This window comes from Oceanicola granulosus HTCC2516 (assembly GCF_000153305.1).
Lineage (GTDB): Bacteria > Pseudomonadota > Alphaproteobacteria > Rhodobacterales > Rhodobacteraceae > Oceanicola > Oceanicola granulosus.
The window spans coordinates 2,350,148-2,371,293 of the sequence record NZ_CH724107.1 but is presented as its reverse complement, the minus strand read 5'-3'; the positions used below and the strand labels follow the sequence as shown (position 1 = coordinate 2,371,293).

The 21,146-nt window shown below is 70.4% G+C and carries 8 protein-coding genes; 1 reads left to right on the top strand and 7 read right to left on the bottom strand.

Going from position 1 to position 21,146, the window contains the following annotated elements; all coding sequences use genetic code 11:
• Position 1 precedes the first annotated feature (1 nt).
• The 3 genes from OG2516_RS11375 to pip form a co-directional block, all read right to left on the bottom strand.
• On the bottom strand, positions 2 to 15,967 hold the full coding sequence (locus OG2516_RS11375) for a beta strand repeat-containing protein (protein ID WP_156799316.1): 15,966 nt from the start codon (positions 15,965 to 15,967) through the stop codon (positions 2 to 4).
• Positions 15,968 to 16,130: 163 nt separating this feature from the next.
• The gene (locus OG2516_RS11370) at positions 16,131 to 17,018 is read right to left on the bottom strand and encodes an ABC transporter substrate-binding protein (protein WP_007255818.1); all 888 of its coding nucleotides are present in this window, start codon (positions 17,016 to 17,018) and stop codon (positions 16,131 to 16,133) included.
• Entirely contained in the window at positions 17,015 to 18,010 is a 996-nt protein-coding gene (gene pip, locus OG2516_RS11365; RefSeq protein WP_007255817.1) for a prolyl aminopeptidase, read from the bottom strand. The genes OG2516_RS11370 and pip overlap by 4 nt, the downstream gene beginning before the upstream one ends.
• Before the next feature lie 66 nt (positions 18,011 to 18,076).
• On the opposite strand from pip, the gene ubiG reads away from it, so the two are divergent.
• On the top strand, positions 18,077 to 18,823 hold the full coding sequence (ubiG, locus tag OG2516_RS11360; RefSeq protein WP_007255816.1) for a bifunctional 2-polyprenyl-6-hydroxyphenol methylase/3-demethylubiquinol 3-O-methyltransferase UbiG: 747 nt from the start codon (positions 18,077 to 18,079) through the stop codon (positions 18,821 to 18,823).
• Here the strand turns inward: ubiG and OG2516_RS11355 are convergent.
• The 4 genes from OG2516_RS11355 to grxC are packed head-to-tail and all read right to left on the bottom strand — an operon-like array spanning position 18,820 to position 21,132.
• On the bottom strand, positions 18,820 to 19,614 hold the full coding sequence (locus OG2516_RS11355; protein WP_007255815.1) for a GNAT family N-acetyltransferase: 795 nt from the start codon (positions 19,612 to 19,614) through the stop codon (positions 18,820 to 18,822). The genes ubiG and OG2516_RS11355 overlap by 4 nt on opposite strands.
• The gene (locus tag OG2516_RS11350; protein ID WP_007255814.1) at positions 19,611 to 20,054 is read right to left on the bottom strand and encodes a MarR family winged helix-turn-helix transcriptional regulator; all 444 of its coding nucleotides are present in this window, start codon (positions 20,052 to 20,054) and stop codon (positions 19,611 to 19,613) included. The genes OG2516_RS11355 and OG2516_RS11350 overlap by 4 nt, the downstream gene beginning before the upstream one ends.
• Positions 20,051 to 20,881, bottom strand: a complete 831-nt coding sequence (locus OG2516_RS11345; protein ID WP_007255813.1) for a carbon-nitrogen hydrolase family protein — start codon at positions 20,879 to 20,881, stop codon at positions 20,051 to 20,053. Before OG2516_RS11345 ends, OG2516_RS11350 begins: the two co-directional genes overlap by 4 nt.
• Entirely contained in the window at positions 20,878 to 21,132 is a 255-nt protein-coding gene (gene grxC, locus OG2516_RS11340) for a glutaredoxin 3 (RefSeq protein WP_007255812.1), read from the bottom strand. Before grxC ends, OG2516_RS11345 begins: the two co-directional genes overlap by 4 nt.
• Positions 21,133 to 21,146: the final 14 nt, after the last annotated feature.

Genomic DNA, 21,146 nt, shown 5'->3' with positions numbered 1-21,146 from the left:
ATTATTCCGCCGCGATCGCCGCCGGCACCGTGTCGGTATTGGCGGCCCCGTCGTCGAGCCCGGCCGGCTGCTCTGCCGCGCCGGCTTCGATCGCCTCGATGATCTGCCAGACGGTCGCGCGCAGTTCAAGCATCTGGCTGGCGTCGAGCTCGACCCCGAGCACCACCAGCCGGAGCAGCAGCGACTGCATCGCCGATTCGCCGAGTAGCTCGGCATCGGCGCCCAGCAGCATCAGTTGCGCGAGCTCGAGCCTGACGCTTTCCTGGCTGAAGTAGTCGACGGCGAAGCTCTGCAGCGCCCGCGCCTGCAACCCGTCCATCATCGACGAAACGTCGCGCTGACCGGCCACGAGCTCCGGCTCCGGCGCGGGCGGCGTGCCCTGCAGGAAGAGGTCCATGTTGACGGTGTTGGAGATCGCCTCGTTGGTCTGCGACAGCGACACGAGATCGTTCGCGCCGAAGCCCGGGAAGTTCAGCGTGGACAGCAGCCGGGTCGGCGTGTCGCTGGAGAAGCCGCTTTCCCAGAGCACCAGATAAAGGCCCCAGTAGCTGTCGCCGAAGAGCTGGTCCTGGGCGGTGTTGCCCACGAACAGGTCCGGCCCCAGCGAGCCGACCAGCACGTCGGGCCCGTCGCCGCCGCGGATCACGTCGTAGCCGCCCTCGACATAGGGCAGCATCGTCTCGAAGGTGATCGCCTCCGCCACGCTGCCGCCGCCCAGGTCCTCGAAGACCCGCTGCCAGTTCACCAGGTCGCCGAACAGGAAGTCCTGCCCGCTGCCGCCGTTGATCAGGTCGTCGCCGAAGCCGCCGATCGCGATGTCGTCGCCCGGCCCGCCGTCGAGCACGTCGTCGGCCGCCACCAGCGGATTGGCCGACACGATGCGCAGCAGCCGGTCCACGTGGCTCTGCCCCTCCCGCGCCGTGGCCGGGTCCTGCAGCTCGAGCGTCACCACGTCGCCAGCCACCAGGTCGTCGCGGCCGCCGCCCGTCACCTCGTCGGCGCCGGCAGCGCCGATCAGGATGTTGTCGCCGCTCGAGGTGCCCTTGGCGCTGATCCGGTCGTCGCCGCCGTTGAACACGTCGGTGAGCACCGCGGTGATCAGCCGGGTCTCGGCGAGGAACGTCAGCGTCGCGCTGTCGCCGCTGGCGAAGTCGTTGCCGTTGCCGACCTTGATAACGTCGTCTCCGCCTCCGCCGATGCCGAGGTCGTCGCCCCGGCCCAACATGAGCCGGTCGTCGCCACCGACCGCGAAGGCGGTGGAGACGAGCTCCCCGATGCCGCCCTGGGCCGCGGCGAGGTAGGCGGCGTTGTCGCCGGCAACCGCGTCGTCGCCGGTATCGGTCTCGATCAAGTCGTCGCCGACGCCGCCGAGCGCGACGTCATGGCCCGCGCCCGAGCGCAGCTTGTCGTCGCCGCCGATCGCGGAGTTGGTGGTGCGGACCTCGAGCCGGCGCAGCTCGTCCGTCGTGCGCTTCCACAGGATCTCGCCGTTGTCGCCGACCAGCGCGTCGCGCCCGTCGCCCGAGCGGATGTTGTCGTCGCCCATCCCGCCGAGCAGGGCGTCCTCGCCGAGGCCCGTGGTGATCGTGTCGTTGCCGCCGATCTCCGCGTCGGTCGTGTCGAGCGCCAGCTGCTCGACGCCGCCGATCTGCTCGCGCGCGATGCGGCCGCTGTCGCCAAGGGCGCCGTTGTCGCCGTCGCCGAGACGGGCGACGTCGTCGTCGCCGCCGAGGATCGCGAGGTCTTGCCCCGCGCCGGTGACCACGAGGTCCGCCGCGTCGGTGAGCGCCGCACGCGACTCCAGGGCCAGCGCGCCCGGGGCCAGCCCGATGCCGCCGCTGTCGCCCAGCACGGAATTGTCGCCGTCGCCCAGCCGCGCGATGTCTGCCGCGCCGCCGAGGATGACGAGGTCACGCCCGGCCCCGGCGCTGATCGAGTCGTCGCCATCGCGGTTGCGGCTCTCGGACCCGAGCCCGATCGTCGCCAGATCGGCGCTGGCGACGATGGAGCCGCTGTCGCCGAGCGCACTGTTGTCGCCCTCGCCGAGGATGGCCGTGTCGCCGCGCCCGCCGAGGATCGCGGTGTCGTCGCCGATCCCGGTCGTCAGGCTGTCGATGCCGTCCGTCGCGGCGCTGCCGGAGAACAGGGTCTGCCCCTCCGGCGTCAGCTTGATGTCGCCGCTGTCGCCCAGTGCGCTGTTGTCGCCGTCGCCGAGCGACGCGGTGTCCGCCCGTCCGCCGAGGATCACCACGTCGCGCCCGGCGCCGGTCACGAGGCTGTCGTTGCCGTCGCGCAGGTCGCCCGTCGAGGCGAGCTCGAGCGACAGCATGTCCGCGCTCGCCAGGATCTGGCCGCTGTCGCCGAGTGCAATGTTGTCGCCCTCGCCGAGCAGCGCCGTGTCGCCGCGCGCCCCGAGCACCGCCGCATCGTCGCCCGACCCGGTGGTGAGGAGGTCGATCCCGTCGGTGTCGGCACTGTTCGAGAGCAGCGAGCGGCCTTCGACGCCTACGATGAGCTCGCCGCTGTCGCCGAGCGCCGAGTTGTCGCCGTCGCCGAGATCGGCGGTGTCGTTGGCGCCGCCGAGGATGACGAGATCACGCCCTGCACCGGCCGTCAGGCTGTCGTCGCCGTCGCGCAGGTTGCCGTCCGACTCCAGCGAGATCATCAGCGTCGCGAACGCGGAGGAGATCGCGCCGCTGTCACCGAGCGCGATGTTGTCGCCTTCGCCGAGGGTCGCGGTATCGCCGCGTCCACCGAGGATCGCGGTGTCGTCGCCGAGGCCGGTGGTGAGGCTGTCGACACCGTCGGTATCGGCGCTCTCGGAGATCAGCACGATGTCTCCCGACACGACCGTCACGAGGCCGCTGTCGCCGACCGCGAGGTTGTCGCCGTCTCCGAGCGCGGCCGTGTCGTCGGCCCCGCCGAGCACCACGAAATCGTGCCCCGCGCCGGCGGTGACGCTATCGTCGCCGTCCCGCACATCGCCGACCGAGCTCAGCGCGATCTGCGCCCCGTCCGCCGTCGCCGCGATCGAGCCGCTGTCGCCGAGCGCCAGGTTGTCGCCCTCGCCGAGCACCGCCGTGTCTCCCGCGCCGCCGAGGATCGCGGCATCGTCGCCGCTGCCGGTGGTGAGGGTGTCGACACCGTCGGTGTCGGCGCTGGCCGAAGTCAGCGTCCGCCCGTCCGCATCGAGCACCAGCTCGCCGCTGTCGCCGATGGCCGAGTTGTCGCCGTCGCCGAGATCGGCGGTGTCGTTGGCGCCGCCGAGGATGACGAGGTCGCGGCCGGCACCGGCCGTGAGGCTGTCGTCGCCGTCGCGCGCGTCGCCGACCGATTCCAGCGTCACCGTCAGCATGTCGGCGCTGGCGATGAGCGAGCCGCTGTCGCCCAGCGCGCTGTTGTCGCCCTCTCCGAGCACCGCCGTGTCCCCCGCGCCGCCGAGGATCGCGGCATCATCGCCGCTGCCGGTGGTCAGGCTGTCGATGCCGTCGGTGTCGGCGCTGGCCGAGGTCAGCGTCCGCCCGTCCGCGTCGAGCACCAGTTCGCCGCTGTCGCCGATGGCGGAGTTGTCGCCGTCGCCGAGATCGGCGGTGTCGTTGGCGCCGCCGAGGATGACGAGGTCGCGGCCGGCACCGGCCGTGAGGCTGTCGTCGCCGTCGCGCACGTCACCGACCGATTCCAGCGTCACCGTCAGCATGTCGGCGCTGGCGATGAGCGAGCCGCTGTCGCCGAGCGCACTGTTGTCGCCCTCGCCGAGCACCGCCGTGTCCCCCGCGCCGCCGAGGATCGCGGCATCGTCGCCGCTCCCGGTGGTGAGGGTGTCGATGCCGTCGGTGTCCGCGCTCGCCGAGGTCAGCGTCCGCCCGTCCACGTCGAGCACCAGCTCGCCGCTGTCGCCGATGGCCGAGTTGTCGCCGTCGCCGAGATCGGCGGTGTCGTTGGCGCCGCCGAGGATGACGAGGTCGCGGCCGGCACCGGCCGTGAGGCTGTCGTCGCCGTCGCGCGCGTCGCCCACCGACTCCAGCGTCACCGTCAGCATGTCGGCGCTGGCGATGAGCGAGCCGCTGTCGCCCAACGCGCTGTTGTCGCCCTCTCCGAGCGCCGCCGTGTCTCCCGCGCCGCCGAGGATCGCGGCATCGTCGCCGCTGCCGGTGGTGAGGGTGTCGACACCGTCGGTGTCGGCGCTCGCCGAAGTTAGCGTCCGCCCGTCCGCGTCGAGCACCAGCTCGCCGCTGTCGCCGATGGCCGAGTTGTCGCCGTCGCCGAGATCGGCGGTGTCGTTGGCGCCGCCGAGGATGACGAGGTCGCGGCCGGCACCGGCCGTGAGGCTGTCGTCGCCGTCAGTGATGTCGGCATCGGAGACCAGGGTCATCTCGGTCAGGTCGGCGCTGGCGACGAGGGTGCCGCTGTCGCCGAGGGCCGCGTTGTCGCCCTCGCCGAGGGTGCCGCTGTCGCTGCCGGTGCCGAGGATGGCCACGTCGTTGCCGAGGCCGGTGGTGACGCTGTCGTCGCCGTCGGTGACGTCGACCTCGCTGACGAGGGTGCGGCCGGTGGCGTCGTGGATCAGCGTGCCGCTGTCGCCGAGCGCGGCGTTGTCGCCGTCGCCCAGGTCGGCGCTGTCGTCGGCGCCGCCGAGGATCACCGAGTCGCGCCCGCTGCCCGACGTGACGCTGTCGGCGCCGTCGCGGCTGCGGTCGGTGGCCGAGGCGAGCGACTGGGTGGCGAAGTCGGCGGAGGAGGTCAGCGTGCCGCTGTCGCCCAGCGCGGCGTTGGTGCCGTCGCCCAGGGCGGCGGTGTCGGCGAGGCCGCCGAGCACCACGAGATCGGCGCCGGCGCCGGTGGTCAGGCTGTCGTCGCCGTCGGTGGCGTCGCTCTCGGAGACCAGCGTTAGGTCGGCGGGATCGATGGTGAGCAGGCCGCTGTCGCCGAGCGCGAGGTTGTCGCCGTCGCCGAGGTCGCCGGTGTCGCCCGCGCCGCCGAGCACCACCACGTCGCGCCCGCTGCCGGAGGTGACGCTGTCGGCGCCGTCGCGGCTGCGGTCGGTGGCGGAGGTGAGGGTCAAGGTCAGGAAGTCGGCGGTGGAGGTCAGCGTGCCGCTGTCGCCGAGCAGGGCGTTGGTGCCGTCGCCGAGGGTGGCGGTGTCGGCGAGGCCGCCGAGGATGGCGAGGTCGTTGCCCGTCCCGGTGGTGAGGCTGTCGTCGCCGTCGGTGGCATCGCTCTGGGAGGTGAGTGTCAGATCGGCGGGATCGATGGTGAGCAGGCCGCTGTCTCCGAGGGCGAGGTTGTCGCCGTCGCCGAGATCGCCGGTGTCGCCCGCGCCGCCGAGCACCACCACGTCGCGCCCGCTGCCGGCGGTGACGCTGTCGGCGCCGTCGCGGCTGCGATCGGTGGCGGAGGTGAGGGTCAGGGTCAGGAAGTCGGCGGTGGAGGTCAGCGTGCCGCTGTCGCCGAGCAGGGCGTTGGTGCCGTCGCCGAGGGTGGCGATATCGGCGTCGCCGCCGAGGACGACGAGGTCGTTGCCCTCCCCGGTGGAGAGGTCGTCGGAGCCGTCATTGTCCTGGCTGGTCGACTCGAGAATCAGGTCGGTCGCGTCCACCGTGAGCGTGCCGCTGTCGCCGAGGGCGAGATTGTCGCCGTCGCCGAGGGCGGCCGTGTCGCCCGCGCCGCCGAGGATCATCACGTCGCGGCCGCTGCCGGAGGTGACGCTGTCGGCGCCGTCGCGGGTGAGGATGCTGGCGGAGGTCAGGGTCAGGGTGGCGAAGTCGAGCGACGAGACGAGGGTGCCGCTGTCGCCCAGCAGCGCGTTGGTACCGTTGCCGAGGGACGCGTCGTCCGCACCGCCGCCGAGCACGACGAGGTCGTTGCCCGCACCGGTGGTCAGGCTGTCGCCGCCGTCGCTGTCGGCGCTCTCGGAGGTGAGGCTGAGGCCGCTGCCGTCGAGCACGAGTTCGCCGCTGTCGCCGAGCGCGAGGTTGTCCCCGTCGCCGAGGTCGGCTTCGTCGGAGCCGCCGCCGAGGATCAGGATGTCGCGGCTGCTGCCGGCCGAGACGTTGTCGGCACCGTCGCGGCTGTCGGCGGTGCTGGTGAGGGTGATGTCGGTGCCCGAGACGGCCAGCACGCCGCCGTCGCCCGCGGCGACGTTGGCGCCTTCGCCGAGGGTGATGGTGTCGTCGCCGCCGCCGCCGATCACGAGATCGACGTCCGCGCCGCCGGTGATGGTGTCGTTGCCGTCGTTGCCGGTCACGTCGGCGGTGATGTCGATGTCGGTCCCGGTCTCGAACGGCCGGGTGACGGTGCCGCTGTCGCCGAGCAGCACGTTCGCGCCGTCGCCGCCGGAGATCGAATCCGCGCCGTCGCCGCCGACGAGCAGGTCGCGGCCGGAGCCGCTGGAGAGCGTGTCGCCGCCCGCCGAGGCGCTGGTCACGGTCTGGACCTGGACCTCTTCGGGGCTGCCGCCGAGCACCAGCTCGATGGTGCCGTCGTCGCCGAGCACCACCGCGTCGCCGTCGCCGAGCGTGGCGGTGTCGCTGCCGCCGCCGAGGACGGAGTAGACGGTGCCGCCGCTGGTGGTCAGGCTGTCGTTGCCGCCCGCCGCGGTGGCGTCGGAGGTGATCTGGCGGACGGTCTTGTCGATCGTCTCGCGGGTCGCCTCGTCGGCCTTGATGTCGTCGGCCGAGGCACTGCTGGAGAGCGGACTGTAGGTGCGCAGCTCGCTGAGGCCCAACGAGTCGAGCACCATCGAGCCGTCGTCGCCGAGGAAGGCGAGGCCGCCGGTGTTGGAGGTGACGGTGTCGTTGCCGCCGCCGCCGAGGACGATGTCGTAGATGTCGTCGGCGAAGCCGCTGCCGAGGGTGATGGTGTCGTCGCCGCTGGTGCCCGCGGCGCTGGTCTCGATGGTGCCGGCGGTGATGTCGAGCGTGCCGAGGTCGCCGATGACGATGTCGCCGCCGCCGCCCATGTCGACGACGTCGTTGCCCTCGCCCGCGAGGACGATGTCGTTGCCGTTGCCCAGCGTGATGGAATCCGCCCCGCCGGTGTTGCTGGCGATGGAGACGACGCCGGTGACGCCCTCGAGGATACGCGCGCCGGTGACGGTGCCGAAGTCGCCAAGGACGGTGTTGTCGCCGAGCAGGTCGGTGACGGATTCGCTGTCGCCCGGGGCCGCGCCGCCCGCGACGAGAATGTCGCCGCCCGAGCCGCCCTCGAGGTCGTCGGTGCCCGCGTTGGCGCTCTCGGCGTGCAGCGAGGTGAAGCTCTCGGCGATCAGGTTGGACGAGATGCCGATGGTGCCGAAGTCGCCGACGACGAGGTCGGCGAGCGCACCGCCGCGCAGCCAGTCGTTGCCGCCGCCGCCGACGACGACGTCCTGACCGCCGTTGCCCGACACGCTGTCGTTGCCGTCGGCGACGTCGCCGGTGGTCAGCACGAGGCCGGTGGCGCGGGTGATGTGCAGGTCGGAGACGGTCGGATCGAAGACGTTGTTGGCGGGGTCGGAGATGGTGACGGCGCCGCCGATCAGGATGTCGTTGTCGAGGCCGCCGGTGATGACGTCGTCGCCGAGGCCGCCGATGATGATGTCGCCGCCGTACTGGCCGTGGATCGTGTCGGCCCCGTCGCCGCCGATCAGCATGTCCGCCCCGTCGGCCCGCGCCAGCGCGGCCACGGCGGCGTCCGGGTCGAGCCCTTCCGTCGCCGCGGCGGCGCCCCAGCCGAAGATCGTCGAGGAGCCGCCGCCGCTGAGCACGACGCGGTCCTGCCCGGCGCCGGCCTCGATGGAGGCGCTGCCGGCGTTGGTGCCGGTGATCTGGTCCGCCCCCGCGCCGCCGAGCACGATGGCGGTGTCGCCACTGCCGGTCGCGAAGGTGATCTCGTCGGCACCCTTGGCGCCGAGGATCACGTGGTTGCCCGCGCCGACGGTGATGCTGTCGGCGGCGCTGTCGTTCTTCTGCTGCGAGCCTTCGGTGAAGCCAGCGACGACCCCTGCCAGGTTCATCGCGACGCCGCCGAACGTGTAGTTCGCGCCGCCCGAGGCGTTCAGGGTCCCGTCGGCGTTGATGCCGAGGAAGGCGAGGAGCTCGGCGTCGACGACGGGATCGCCGTTGCCGATGTACTTCTCCTTGAGCTTCTCGCCGATGCCGTAATCGTCGCCGCCCAGCACGACGACGTTGCCGCCCTTGATGTCGATCCTGTCCGCGCCGGCGCCGGCGAAGATGATGTAGGTGCCCGACGAGCCGGCCTCGGTGGTGATCGAGTCCACGTCGTCGCCCGAGACGACCACGTGCAGGCCGGTCTTGGGCAGGATGATCGTGTCCTTGCCGGACCCGGCGATGGTGACGGTGGTGATGTCGGACGTGACACCGCTCATGTCGAGGACGTTCGTCCCATCGCCCAGCGGCGCGACGATGGAGCCGAGATTCTGGTTCAGCGAGCCGGTTGCGTTGCCGCCGTTGGTCGTCAGGCTGACGGAGTAGGGCGAGTTGGGGCCGGAGATGACCACCTTGTCGTCGCCGTCCTCGCTCAGCTTGGTGAAGCTGTTGCCCGCGTTGGCGCCGATGTTGAGGACCGCGGTGCCGCCGTCGGCGACCTCGGGGGCGATGCCGGTCGTCAGCGGCGTGCCGCCGAAGTTCACGGTGTCGCCGAAGTCGAAGACGTCGAAGCTGAACTTCAGGTCGGGCAGCGGCCAGGGCAGGTTGATGCCGGCCCAGACGCTCAGGTTGGCGTGGTAGTAGGCGCTGCCGACGAACAGGTATTCGAGGCCGTCTATGATGTCGCCGGCAGCGAACTCGTCGGCCGCCGCCTCGATGATCGCCGTCAGCTCGGGCAGGCGCAGCTTGCCATCGCCGTCCGGGTCGTTGAACGCCAGGTCGACGCCGGCGCCCGCGCTGCCGCTGAGCCCGGCGATGCCCGCGTTCAGGCTCGCGGCCAGCTCGAAGCTCGCCTCGATGAGCGAGCCCGGCTCGGCGTCGATGTAGACGCCGTCGAGCAGGCGGATCGGGTCGAGCGTGTTGACGAAGTTGGCGATGCCGCCGAGGTCGTAGCCCACGGTGAAGCCCGCGAAGAACTTCGCCGAGATGTTCGCCGACAGCGCGCCGTTGATGATGTTCTGCACCCAGCCGGGTGCCGAAATCGCGTTGAGCAGCGACTGGACGATGTCGATGTCGTAGTCGAAGTTGAACAGCGAGAAGGTCGCCTCGACGAGATCCACGCTCTCGAAATCGCCGGTGAGCAGGTTGATCGCCGAGAACGGATCCTGCAGCAGCGGCAGCTTGAACAGGAAGCCGCCGGACTCGCTGCCGAACTGGCCGAAGGTCGAGCCGCCGGAGGACAGCATCGAGTCGAGCGAGTTGCTGCCGGACCCCGACCCGGAAGAGGTCTTGGTCGTCGAGGCGTCGATGTCGGTGAAGCTCTCGTCGGCGCTGACGCCGGAGAAGTCGTAATCGCCGAAGATGATCTTGTAATCGTTGTCCTGCAGGTCCGCGACGAACTCCGTCACGGTGATGATCGTGTCGGCGATGGTGACCGGCAGCTTCAGGATCGGGAACGCCGTGGAGACGGCGTCGAGCATGTAGCTGAACGGCGCGTCGTTGAGCCAGCCGAAATACTCGTTGAGCGGGTCGATGAAGGCGCGGATCGGGTCGAGGATCGGGTCGAGCACGCCGCCGACGAGGTTCTCGAGATCGATCCGGACGTTGCTGAATTCGAGCTTGTCGAGCGACAGGCCGCCGGAGAGCGTGTAGTCCCCCGAGAACAGCAGCTCGGTCGCGACGGTGGGCAGGAACTCGACGCCGCCGATGGTGATCGGGTCACCGGTCGTCGGATTGAGGACGTTGCCCTCTAGGGTGAGTTGCAGCTCCGCCTCGGCGGAGAAGTCGAACGCGATCAGGTTGCTGGTGTCGAGCTGGCCGAAATAGATCAGCTTCTCGTAGTCGAGCACTGTCGAGCCGAAGACGGGGGCGATCCCGCTCAGGTCGTAGTCAATGGACGTGATCTCGGTGCCGCTGTCGCCGTAGAGGTCGGCGCCGAGCCCGGCCGTCACGCGGGCAATGCCCTGCTGGCCGTCGTGCGCGCTCTTGATGACGTTGTCGTTGCCGTCGACCTCGACCGCCGCCGCCGACACGCCGAGCAGATTGAGCACCGACATCGAGCCGGTGAAGCTGCCCGCGTCGGCGAGGAACTCGATGGCGATCTCGTCCTGGTCAGTGTCGTTGAGCAGGAAGAAGCCCGACCCGTCGATCCCGAAGCCGAGGTTCACCAGGTAGTTCAGCTCGAGCAGGATCTCCGAGCCGTCCTCGACCTCCATGTTGAAGCCGGGGATGCCGAAATCGAAATCGATATCCAGCATCTCCGAGAAGATCGTCCCGGTGAAGTTCAGCGCCGCGTAGAGATAGGGGTTGCCGGGGTCGTCGGTGTTGAGGAACGCCTGCAGGTAGGTTTCGCCCGTAGTGCCGAGCAGGTCGTTCATCTCATCGTTGAGGAAGCCGGTGATCAGGTCCACCGTCGTCGGCAGCGAGCCATCGGCCTTGGGCTGCTCGGCGTAGTCGCGCGCCGGGTCGAGCACGGCGTAGCGGAAGTCGTCGAAGAAGGTCAGGCCGGTCGAGAGCGCATCGCCGACGATCGGCACGTCGATGTCCGACATGTAGTCGTCGATCACCCGCTCGATGGTGCCCATGACGCTCTCGAGCCCGTCGATCACCGCGATGGGGTCGTTGAGGAAGGCAGCGATGTTGAAGTTCGAGAAGAAGTCCGAGAGGTCGGGCAGCGTCAGCTCGAAGTCGGTGAAGGTGTTCGCCGCGCTGATGTCGATCTTGCCGTCCTCGAACAGCGAGATCAGGTCACCCTGGAAGAAGTTGCCGAGATCGGCGACGGTGAAGGTCGAGAAGTCGACGTTGTCGACCACCTCGAGCAGTGTGCCCGAGTATTCCAGCCCGTCCGTCGCCGGATCGAAGAAGCCGAAGCTGTCGGACAGCGGCAGGTCGACGAAGATGCCGATGCCCATGTCGAAGTCGAACAGGTCGAGGAAGCTGCGCGAGGCGTCGGAGAAGATGTCGCGCAGGTCGGAGAGGTCGTACTCGCCGTCGTTGGCGTCGCCGTCGATGTCGTTGAGGCCCAGCGAGATGAAGGCCGGGCCACCGCCAGCGGTGCCGTCGCTGATGTAGGCCGACCCGCCGGTGACGTTGGCCGAGATCGGGCCGAGGCCGATGGACACGTTGAGCCCGCCGACGCTGCCGGCGGTCAGCTCGGCGCGTAGTTCGGTCTGGTCGGTGTCGAGGAACACGCGCGGCGCGGCGGCGTCGACGCCGAGGTAGATCGTCTCGCCCAGGGCATCCTCGCCCACGGTGACGGCGGTGCCCGAGCTGAAGCCAAGCAGGCGGGCGACGTTGGCGCCGGTCAGGTCGGTCAGCTTGACGGTGACGGTCTCGGACTGGTCGATGCCCTGCGCCTTGAAGCCGATCGGGTCGTAGCCGCTGGCGGTGGCGAAGTCAGTGCCGCGCAGCTTGATCGTGCCGCCGTCGACGACGGCGCGCACCAGCTGCGAGAGCTTCAGCGTGGTGCCGGTGATCGCGCCTTCCGAGAGCAGCGCGCGGGCTACGCTGAGCGCCTGCAGCGCCGTGTTCAGCGCGTCGACGAAATCGGTCTGCGTGGTGCGGGTGGCGTCGGCGTCGAGCGAGACGGTGACGGCCTCGCCGTCGTTGATCGACAGCGCGAACGACACCGCGGCGGCGTAGTCGGTGTAGCCCGCGTCGAAGTCCAGCTCGAGCGTGCCGGCATTGTCGGCGGCCTCGGCCTCGGCGGCACCGAACAGCGCGGTAACGCCGGTCGTGTCGACGATCTCGGCGCGACTGTCGGTGAAGGTCACGACCCCGTCAACCAGCGCGACCGAGGCGGTGCCGCTCGTCGCGCCGTCGATGGCGCTGTCGATCAGCGCGATCAGCTCGCCCATGTCGGTGGCGCTGCTGACGTCGAGCGAGACGGTGTTGGTGGTGCCGCTGTCGCTCTGGATCGCGATGCGCAGGTCGTTGGCGCCGCTGGTGGATTCCACCAGCCCGCCGACCGTCGACAGCGCGTCGAGCGCGGTCGCGTCGTCGGCGAGCACCGTCGGCTCGACGAGGAGCGGCGCGAGGTCGATGCCGAAGACGAGGTTGAAGCTGAGATCCGGATCGAAGATGAACGACGCGTCGCCCTTGGCGTCCACCAGCCCGGTGACGAGATCGGCCAGCCCGGCGCCCAGCACGTCCGCCAGCTGATCGCCGAGCAGCTGCGCGAGATCGACCTGGAAGCCGACCTCCTCGGAATAGTCCTGCAGGAAGTCGAGCTCGAGTGCGAAGTCGATGGTCTGGTTCGGCGCGTCCCAGGTCAGCGTCACGGTGTCGGCGCCGAAGATGCCCTCGAAGAAGGCGTCGATCACGTCGAGCCCCATCTGCGGGTCGTCGCGCAGGTCCTGCAGCGCCTCGAGGAAGCTCGTGGCGAAGTCGAGGCTGTCGAGCACCGAGAAGTTGAGCAGCGGGATATCGGTGCCGAGGAACGGGAAGTTGTCCTCAAAAGTCTCGCCGACGGCCTGCAGCATCGTCGCGATGTTGGTCATCACATCGAGGATGTCGCCCTCGCCGAGCCCGGTCAGGCTCTCCGCCAGCGGGCTGTCGATGTTGATGTCGGTTGTGTCGTCGAACTCGAAGACCGAGCCGGTGGCGACGGTCAGGCCGGCGAAGGCGTCCTCGGGCAGGCCGCCGATGCCGACCACGTCGATCTCGATGTCGCCGATCGAGATGTAGAGCATGTTGCCGCGCGAGCCGGCGGCGAAGGGCGAATCGATCACCCCGTCGCGCACCTCGATGTCGGCCAGCGCCGTGGCCGCCGCGCCGGAGGCGTCGAGGGCGTTGCCCTCGTCGTCGGTCGCGATGCCGCCCTCGAGGTTGAGCGTGCCGATCAGGTCGCCCACCGCGCCGGCGGTGAGCTTGCCGTAGAGGTGGCCGAAGCTCATCCGGTCGGAGAACGCCCCGTCGCCGTCCTCGCCCACCAGCGCCGCGCGCATCTGCGCGTCGAGGACGATGAAGTTCTGCGTCGGGTCGGTGCCGCCCAGCGCCACCTTGGCGAGGCCGATATCCGCGCCGCCAGTCACGGAGCTCGCCGTCGCCCGCACCGAGGCGTCGAGGCTGATGCCCTCGAGGAACACCGAGTCGAGCACCGTGGCGATGAAGTTGTCGCCCAGCGACGACTTGCCGCCGAGGGTCGTCGCGCCGCCCGACGACATGATGCCGTCGAACAGCGAGCCGAAGTCGATGCCGATGGCGCTGCTGAAAGACGCGGCGACGTCGCCCTCGAGGTTGGCCGACAGGGTCAGGTCGGCGATGTCGCCGAGGCCGAGATCGGCGGCGCTGAAGGAGATCGGGTCGGCGCTGCCGAACGAGGCCGCGCCGGTCACGTCCGGCAGCGACAGCACGAGGCTGCCGTCGTCGTTGAGCGCGAGGCTCGCACCGGAGAGCACCTTGTCGAGCTCGACGTTCACCCAGGTGATGAGCCCGTCGATATCGAGCGCGACGAGCAGGTCTTCGGTGGCGAGGCGCAGGGTGGCCTGCGCGATGGAGCCGTCGGTGAGGCTGTAGGCCAGCCCGTCGCCGCCGCTGTTGGCCGACACCGCGATCCCGGCGCCGAACTCGGTGAACGCCGCGTTGAGATCGGCGACGAGCCCGGCGACGTTGCTCCAGCTGCCGCCGCTGGCGGCGACGTCGATGGTCTTCAGCACGCCGTCGACGGTGATGTCGAACCGCAGCGAGCCGACGCCCGCGAGCGCGGTGAAGTCGATCGCGCCGAGTTCGGCACTGGTGTTGGCGGTCAGGAACGACAGCGCCGTGCGGGTGACGTCGTTGGCGTCGGTCGAGGTGCTGGCGTTGGCGCTGTCGAAGCCGAGCGAGCCGAGCGTCAGCCCGGCGTTGGTCCCCGCCATCTTCAGCGTCGCGTCGGCGAGCGTGAAGGTCTGGAAGAAGCCGCCGACCTCCGACGCCTTCACCTTCAGCGCGTTGTTGCCGTCATTCTCGAAGAACAGGCCGCGCGCCGCGAAGGCGGTGTTGAAGCGATCGATGAGCAGATCGAGCGCCTCGCCGGTCGACAGGTTGGTGAAGACGAGCGACTGGAGATTGACCTCCACCGTCTCGGTGACGGGCACGTCTTCGCCGGCGCCGTTCGTCGTCGTCGCGCCGGTGAGGACGGTGACCTCGAGGATGTCGTTGAACGACGCGAAGATCGACAGGTCGGCGAAGCTGAGGATGTTGCCAGTCTGCTCGGTCGTCTCGTTGCGCAGCGACGTCTCCGTCGCCTCGCCGCCGTAGCCGAGCGATTCCGACGAGACCTCGAACATCGCGGGCAGGCCGAGGAAGAAGTTGCGCACGTCGCCGAACGCGTCGCCGAGCTCGACGTCGGTGAACGGGATCGCGACGTCGAAGGTGGCGTTGGCGAGGGTCGAGGAGATGGAGACGCCGAGCGAGGTCAGCACGTCCTTGATCTGCTCGCCCGCGAGCACCGCCATCGACTGGATCGCCTCTTCGAGCGCCGCCTCGAGCGTCGGGTCGGTCACGCCGGCGGTGATGTCGATCAGGAAGCTCGTGACCTCGACGTCCTTGAGCATCTGCACCAGCCGCGACTCGGCCCCGCTCACGGCGCTCGAGTCGAAGATCGTGCCGACGCCGAGCGCCACGTCGAAGTCGACGTTCGACCCGCCGATGTCGAGCGCGGCGGCCCCGTCGACCTTGAGCACCTCGTAGCTCGTGTCGGTGAGGATGTCGGTATAGGCGGCCGCGCCGACCTCCTGCACCTTGACGGAGAAGTCGGGCGTGAAGGTGCTGGCGAGGTCGAAGGCGAAGTCGAAGCTGCCGGAGTCGATGCCGGTGAGGCGCGCGCCGAGGGTCAGGGTGTCGGCGCCCTCGAAGAACAGGCCGAGCTTGCCCAGCTCCACCGTGTCGATCTGCCCCGACACGAAGCCGAGCCGGAAGTCGGTCAGGTCGGCGAGGTTGATGGTCACGCCGCCCACCTCGAACAGCGTGTCGACGTCGAAGCCGTCGACGTCGAGCCCGACCTCCTCCAGCGCACCGCCGTTCATGGTGGTGACCGGCGTCAGGGTGAAGCTGAAGCTCTCCGCCGTCGAGACCACCGTCTCGAGCGCCTCGCCGACGCTGAAGCCGAGCGCGTCGGAGCCGATCAGCCGGTCGAGCATCAGCGTCACCTTCGGCAGCGTCACGGTGACGTCGACGGCCTCGCTGTTCGTGGTGTTCTGCGTGAAGCCGATGATCGTGTCGGTGCCCGACGTGACGTCGGTGAGGTCGACGCTGAACGGGTTCGTCCCGCCGAGCATCTTGGTGTAGATGCCGTCGTTGAACCCGTCCTTGAACGCCCCCTTGAGGCTGGCCTTCGTCGGCGCGTCCTCGCCGCTGTACTTGGCCTCGATCAGGTCGGTGATCGCACCGTCGACGCCGCGCGCTGCGAAGGCGCTGAGGGTGAATTTCTCGGCGAGGTCGGCGCCGGAATAATCTGCCGTCAGGGTCGGGTGGGTGGTCTCGATCTCGCTGTTGATCCTGACCGCGACGTCGTTGAGGCCGGTCTCGCTGAAGATCGTGTCGATCAGCGCCTGGTGGGTGTCGCGCACGCTGTCCACCGCCGACTTGATCGTCTCCACCATCGCCGACAGCTCGGGAGACGCGCCGCCGGCGCTGTCGGCGGTTTCCACCACCGACGACAGCAGCGCCTCGGCGGATTCGAACGCGTCGCGGAAGTCCTCGAAGAAGGTCGAGATCTCCTCGAACTGGTCCTCGAACAGGCTGGCCATGCCCTCGAGGCCGAGGCTGACGATGTCGGAGGCGCCGATGGACCATTCGAGATTGGCGTCCAGCAGAACCCGCTTCTCGAGCGCGCGGATCTCGCGGATCATGTCGGCCATGTTGTCTTCCGTGCCGACCCCGGCCCCTGCCAGATCTTTCATCACCGCCCCCCGCGTACGCGGCGTAAAGCACGCCGTGGGAACTCTATGGGGGTCCGGTTCAACATCCGTCAAGCCGCCATGCCCGCTTCGTGGCTTCGGGCTGTGCAGCAAGGATACATTTTTTGTTAATTTCGGATGGGGCGGAACCGCATCAAAATCGCGCTCAGGCGGCCCACCACCGCTCCAGGAAGCGGGCATCGTCCATCGGGCGGGAGGTGCCGACGCGCGGCGGCACGCCGACGCGGTGCGAGACGGCCTGCAGCCAGCTCCCGGCCTCCTGCAGCGCGTGATCGCCCGCCGCGCGCAGCATCCCCACCGCGTGCAGCTCTACGCCGTCGATGGCGTCGACCCGGCCCGAGCGCAGGGCGGCGAGGCGCACGGCGGCCGGATCGAACGCCAGCACGTCGACCCGGTCGAACCACCCGGCCTGCCCGTCGCGCCAGTGCCCGTCGACGCGCCGGCCGACGAATCGGCGGCCGGGCTCGAAGGCGACGGCGCGGTAGAGGCCCGTGCCGACGGGGCCGACCACGCCGCCGGGCTGCACGATCAGGCGCGGGTCGGAGAGCTCGTAGGGAAAGTTCGGGTTCGCGGTCTCGAGCACGAGCCGGACCCGCGAGGGCCCCTCCAGAGCGATGTCGGAGACCTGCGCGAGCGGGCCGGTGGCGCCGAGGCGGGCGAAGGTGGCGACCACGTCGGCGCCGGTGAACGGCGCGCCGTCGTGGAAGCGCACGCCCTCGCGCAGCGTCACGTCCCAGACCCGCGCCTGCTCCAGCGGCTCCCAGCCCACGGCAAGCTCGCCGCGCAGGGTGCCGTCGGCGGCGACCTCGGTCAGAGTGTCGAACACCGCGCCCGCGCCGACGGCCTGCATGAACAGGCCCTCGTGCCCCGCGCCGTCCCAGCTGTCGCTCGCGCTGCCGCCGCCGAGCCCGGCGCGCAGGGTACCGCCCCGCCGCGCCGCCGCGCGCACCGGCACGCCCGACGCCGCGAACACCGCCGCGGCGAGACCGGTCGCCAGCAGCTGGCGCCGCGCCCGGTTGGCGGCGCCGCTCAAAAAACGTCCTCCAGCGTCGCCCGGCGGAGCGCGATCAGGTCCATGATCCGCACCAGCTCCTGGCTGATCCCCGCCTCCGACAGCGCGTGCCCCGCCTTGCCGACCAGCTTCAGCCGCGCGTCGGGCCACGCCTCGGCCAGCTTGAACGCCGAGAGCGGCGGGCAGATCATGTCGTAGCGGCCCTGCACGATCCAGCCGGGCACGTCGGCCAGCCGGTCCATCCGGTCGAGGATCTGCCGGTCGGGCCCGAGCCAGCCCTCGTTGACGAAGTAGTGGTTCTCGAGCCGCGCGAAGGCCCGGGCGTAGTCCGCCGGGCTCTCGCCGCCGGAGCCGTCGTTGTCGATCGAGGCGAGCGCGTTTTCCCAGCTCGCCCAGGCACGGGCGTGGCGGGTCTCCGACATCACGTCGCCCGAGAACAGCCGCCGGTGGTAGGCGGCGATCAGGTCGCCCCGCTCCTCCTCGGGGATCAGCCCCGCGAAGCGCTGCCACAGGTCGGGCCAGAACTGCGCCGCGCCGCCGCCATAGAACCAGTCGAGCTCGCGGCGGGTCATCAGGAACACGCCGCGCAGCACCAGCGCGAGCGCGCTTTCGGGGTGTTCCTGCGCGTAGATCAGCGCCAGCGTCGCGCCCCAGGAGCCGCCGAAGACGACCCAGCGGTCGATCCCGAGCACGGTGCGGATGCGCTCAATATCGGCGACGAGGTGCCACGTCGTGTTGTTCTCGACGCTGGCATGGGGCCGCGAGCGGCCGCAGCCGCGCTGGTCGAACAGGACGATGCGGTAGATTTCGGGATCGAAGTAGCGCCGCATCGCGGGCGAGCAGCCGCCGCCGGGGCCGCCGTGCAGGACGACGACGGGCAGCCCGTTCGGGTTGCCGCATTGCTCGACGTAGATCCGATGCCGGTCGCCCACGTCCAGCATCCGCTGATCGAACGGATCGATCGGCGGGTAGAGGTGCGACGCCGCGCGCTTGTGTCCTGAGACCTTGTCCATTCCCGTCCTATATAGGCTATTTCAGGCGGGATCACCCCGGCTCGAGATGACAAATCGGAGTATGCGATGCAAACCGCCACCAACACCGTCGACGACGCCGAGATCGCCAAGTTCGAGGCGATGGCCGCCGAGTGGTGGGACGTGGACGGCAAGTTCAAGCCGCTGCACATGCTCAACCCCTGCCGGCTCGACTACATCACCGCCCAGATCGCCGCCGAAAATGGTCGCGACCTGACGGCGGCCGAGCCGTTCGCGGGCCTGCGGCTGCTCGACATCGGCTGCGGCGGCGGCCTGCTCTGCGAGCCGATGGCCCGGCTGGGGGCCGAGGTCGTCGGGGCCGACGCGGCGCCGCGCAACATCCCCGTCGCGCGGATCCACGCCGAGCAGTCGGGGCTGGAGATCGACTACCGCCACACCACCGCCGAGGCGATGGCGGAGGCCGGCGAGCAGTTCGACGTGGTGCTCAACATGGAGGTCGTCGAACACGTCGCCGACCCGCTCGGCTACCTCACCGCCTGCCGCGAGCTGCTCAAGCCGGGCGGGCTGCACATCTGCTCGACGATCAACCGCAACCCCAAGAGCTTCGCGATGGCGATCGTCGGCGCGGAGTGGGTGATGCGCTGGCTGCCCAAGGGCACGCACGAGTGGGAGAAGTTCATCACGCCCGACGAGCTGTTCGAGCTGCTGCGCCAGGCCGGGCTCGAGCCGGTCGACCGCAAGGGCTTCGTCTTCAACCCGCTCACCTGGTCGTGGCGGCTGTCGGACCGCGATCTGTCGGTGAACTACGTCACCGCCTCGACGAAGCCGGCCTAGTACCCCGGCTTGTGCGCCGAGACGAGCCGCTCGCTCGGCGCGAAGCCGCAGCGGCGGTAGACGCGGCCCGCGTCGCCATCGGGCTCGGCGACGATCACCAGCACCGCCTCCGGCGCGCGTTGCCGCGCCCAGCGCCCCGCATGGCGCACCAGCGCCGCGCAGAGTCCGCGGCGGCGGTAGGCGGGCGCGGTGGCGACGTTCTGGTAGCGGGCGGTGCGCGCATCGTGGAAGATGCCGAGATCCGCGGCCAGCGTCGCGCCGTCGAACGCCCCGAAGCGCGCGCCCAGCCCCTCCGCCACCTGCCGCCGCGCGGTGGCGTAGCGGCGGGCGATGTAATCGGCATGGCCCGGGCCGCCCTGCCCCGCCGCCTCGCCCGTCGCCGCCTGCAGCGCCACCACCTGCGTCCAGTCGTCGTCGCTGACGATCTCGCGCAGCAGGAAGCCCTCAGGCACCGCGCCCGCCTCGGGCGTCGTGTCGCGGGTCAGCACGTCGTCGGCCTCGACCTCGAAGCCCATCTCCGCCAGCCGCGCGTGCCCCGGCCCCAGCTTCATCGTCGGCGCGTCCCACTGCAGCACCACGTGCGCCGCATCGGGGAAATCGGCGCGGAACTGCGCGATCTGCGGCTCCGGATCGACCCTGTCACTGCGGAAGATCACGCAATTGCCGAACCAGTAGGTCGGCTCCGACGGGGTGCGCAGCACGATCCGGTCGGGGTACGTCTCGACCTCCGAGGCGCCGCTCATCACCAGCAGCTCGCTGGCGAGGCCGAGCGAGACCAGCGGCGCGCTCACTCCGACACCGCCAGCCGCTGGCGCAGCTCGCGCAGCACCGGCAGCGCGGCCCGGACCTTGTCGGCTCCGACCGATTCGACCACGTCGGCGATCAGCGGCGTGATCGCCGCCAGCGCCGCGTTGCGCGCCGCGACCCCGGCGGGGGAGATCGACACCAGCTTGCGCCGGGCGTCGTCCCAGTCGGGCCGGATATGGACCCAGCCGGCCCATTCGAGCTTGCCCAGCGTGTTGGTCATCGCGCCGCGGGTGAGGTGGAAGCTGCGGGCGAGCTGTGCGGGCGTACGCTCCTGCCCGGTATGGGCGAGGTGGTTGAGCACGGCGAACTGGCTCAGCTCCATGCCCTTGGGCAGAACCTTGGCCACCGAGGTGCGCGCGAGCTGCTCGACGCTGATGATCTCGGAGAACAGCGTCACCGCGAGGTTGTCGGACGATGCGCTCACGGCCCCTCGAACTCCCGGTCGTGGGTGAGCGCCGGCACCTTGCGCCGCGCCTCCGCGACGGCGGCGAGGTCGATGTCGACGAACCCGATGCCGGGCGCGTCCCCGAGATCCGTCAGCACCTCGCCCCACGGGCCGACGGCCAGCGCGTGGCCGTAGGTGCTCCGCTGCCGGCCCTCGGCGGCTGGATGGGTGCCGGTCTGGGCGGCGGCGAGAATGTAGGCGCCCGTCTCGATGGCGCGCGCGCGCAGCAGCGGCTCCCAGTGCGCCGCGCCGGTGACGGGCGAGAAGGCGGAGGGCACGAGGATGATCTCCGCCCCGGCCCCGGCGAGCGCCCGGTAGAGGTGCGGAAAGCGGACGTCGTAGCAGATCGTCAGCCCGACCTTGCCGAACGGCGTCTCGGCCAGCACCGCGCGGCTGCCGGGGCGGTAGCCGGCGCTCTCGCGGTAGGTCTCGGTCTCGGAGACGGCGACGTCGAACATGTGGATCTTGTCGTAGCGTGCCACGATGCCGCCGTCGGGCCCGATCAGCAGCGAGCGGTTGGCGAAGCGGCCGTCGGGATCGTCGGTCTTCACCGCGATGGAGCCGAGCGCGATCCAGATCCCCCGCGCCGCCGCCGCGTCGCGCACCCCGGCGAGGACGCGGTCGTCGGCCTCCGGGCGCAGCACCGCCTGTTGGCGCGAACGGCTGGCGCTGATGCAGTTCGTCACTTCCGGCGTCAGCACGAACCCGGCCCCCTCGCCCGCGGCACGGCCGATGGCGTCGAGGACGGTGGCGAGGTTGTCCTGCGGGTCGTCCGACCCGGTGATCTGGAGCAGCGCGGCCCTCACGCCGCCAGCAGCGCGTCGAGCTTGCCGGCCCGCTCCAGGGCGAACAGCTCGTCGCACCCGCCGACATGGGTGTCGCCGATGAAGATCTGCGGCACCGTGCGGCCGCCCTTCGCGCGCTGGGTCATCTCGGCCCGGCGTGCCGGGTCGGAGGCGTCGATCTCGGTGTAGCCCGCGCCCTTCTGGGTCAGCAGGCGCTTGGCGGCGTGACAGTAGCCGCAGGTCTGGGTGGTGTAGATCTCGATGTTGGCCATGATTTGATCCTTTC

Bases quoted from the DNA above. Each gene is read 5' to 3' on its own strand.
- OG2516_RS11375 (WP_156799316.1), bottom strand. From the start codon at position 15,967: ATGAAAGATCTGGCAGGGGCCGGGGTCGGCACGGAAGACAACATGGCC.
- pip (WP_007255817.1), bottom strand. From the start codon at position 18,010: ATGGACAAGGTCTCAGGACACAAGCGCGCGGCGTCGCACCTCTACCCG.
- ubiG (WP_007255816.1), top strand. From the start codon at position 18,077: ATGCAAACCGCCACCAACACCGTCGACGACGCCGAGATCGCCAAGTTC.
- grxC (WP_007255812.1), bottom strand. From the start codon at position 21,132: ATGGCCAACATCGAGATCTACACCACCCAGACCTGCGGCTACTGTCAC.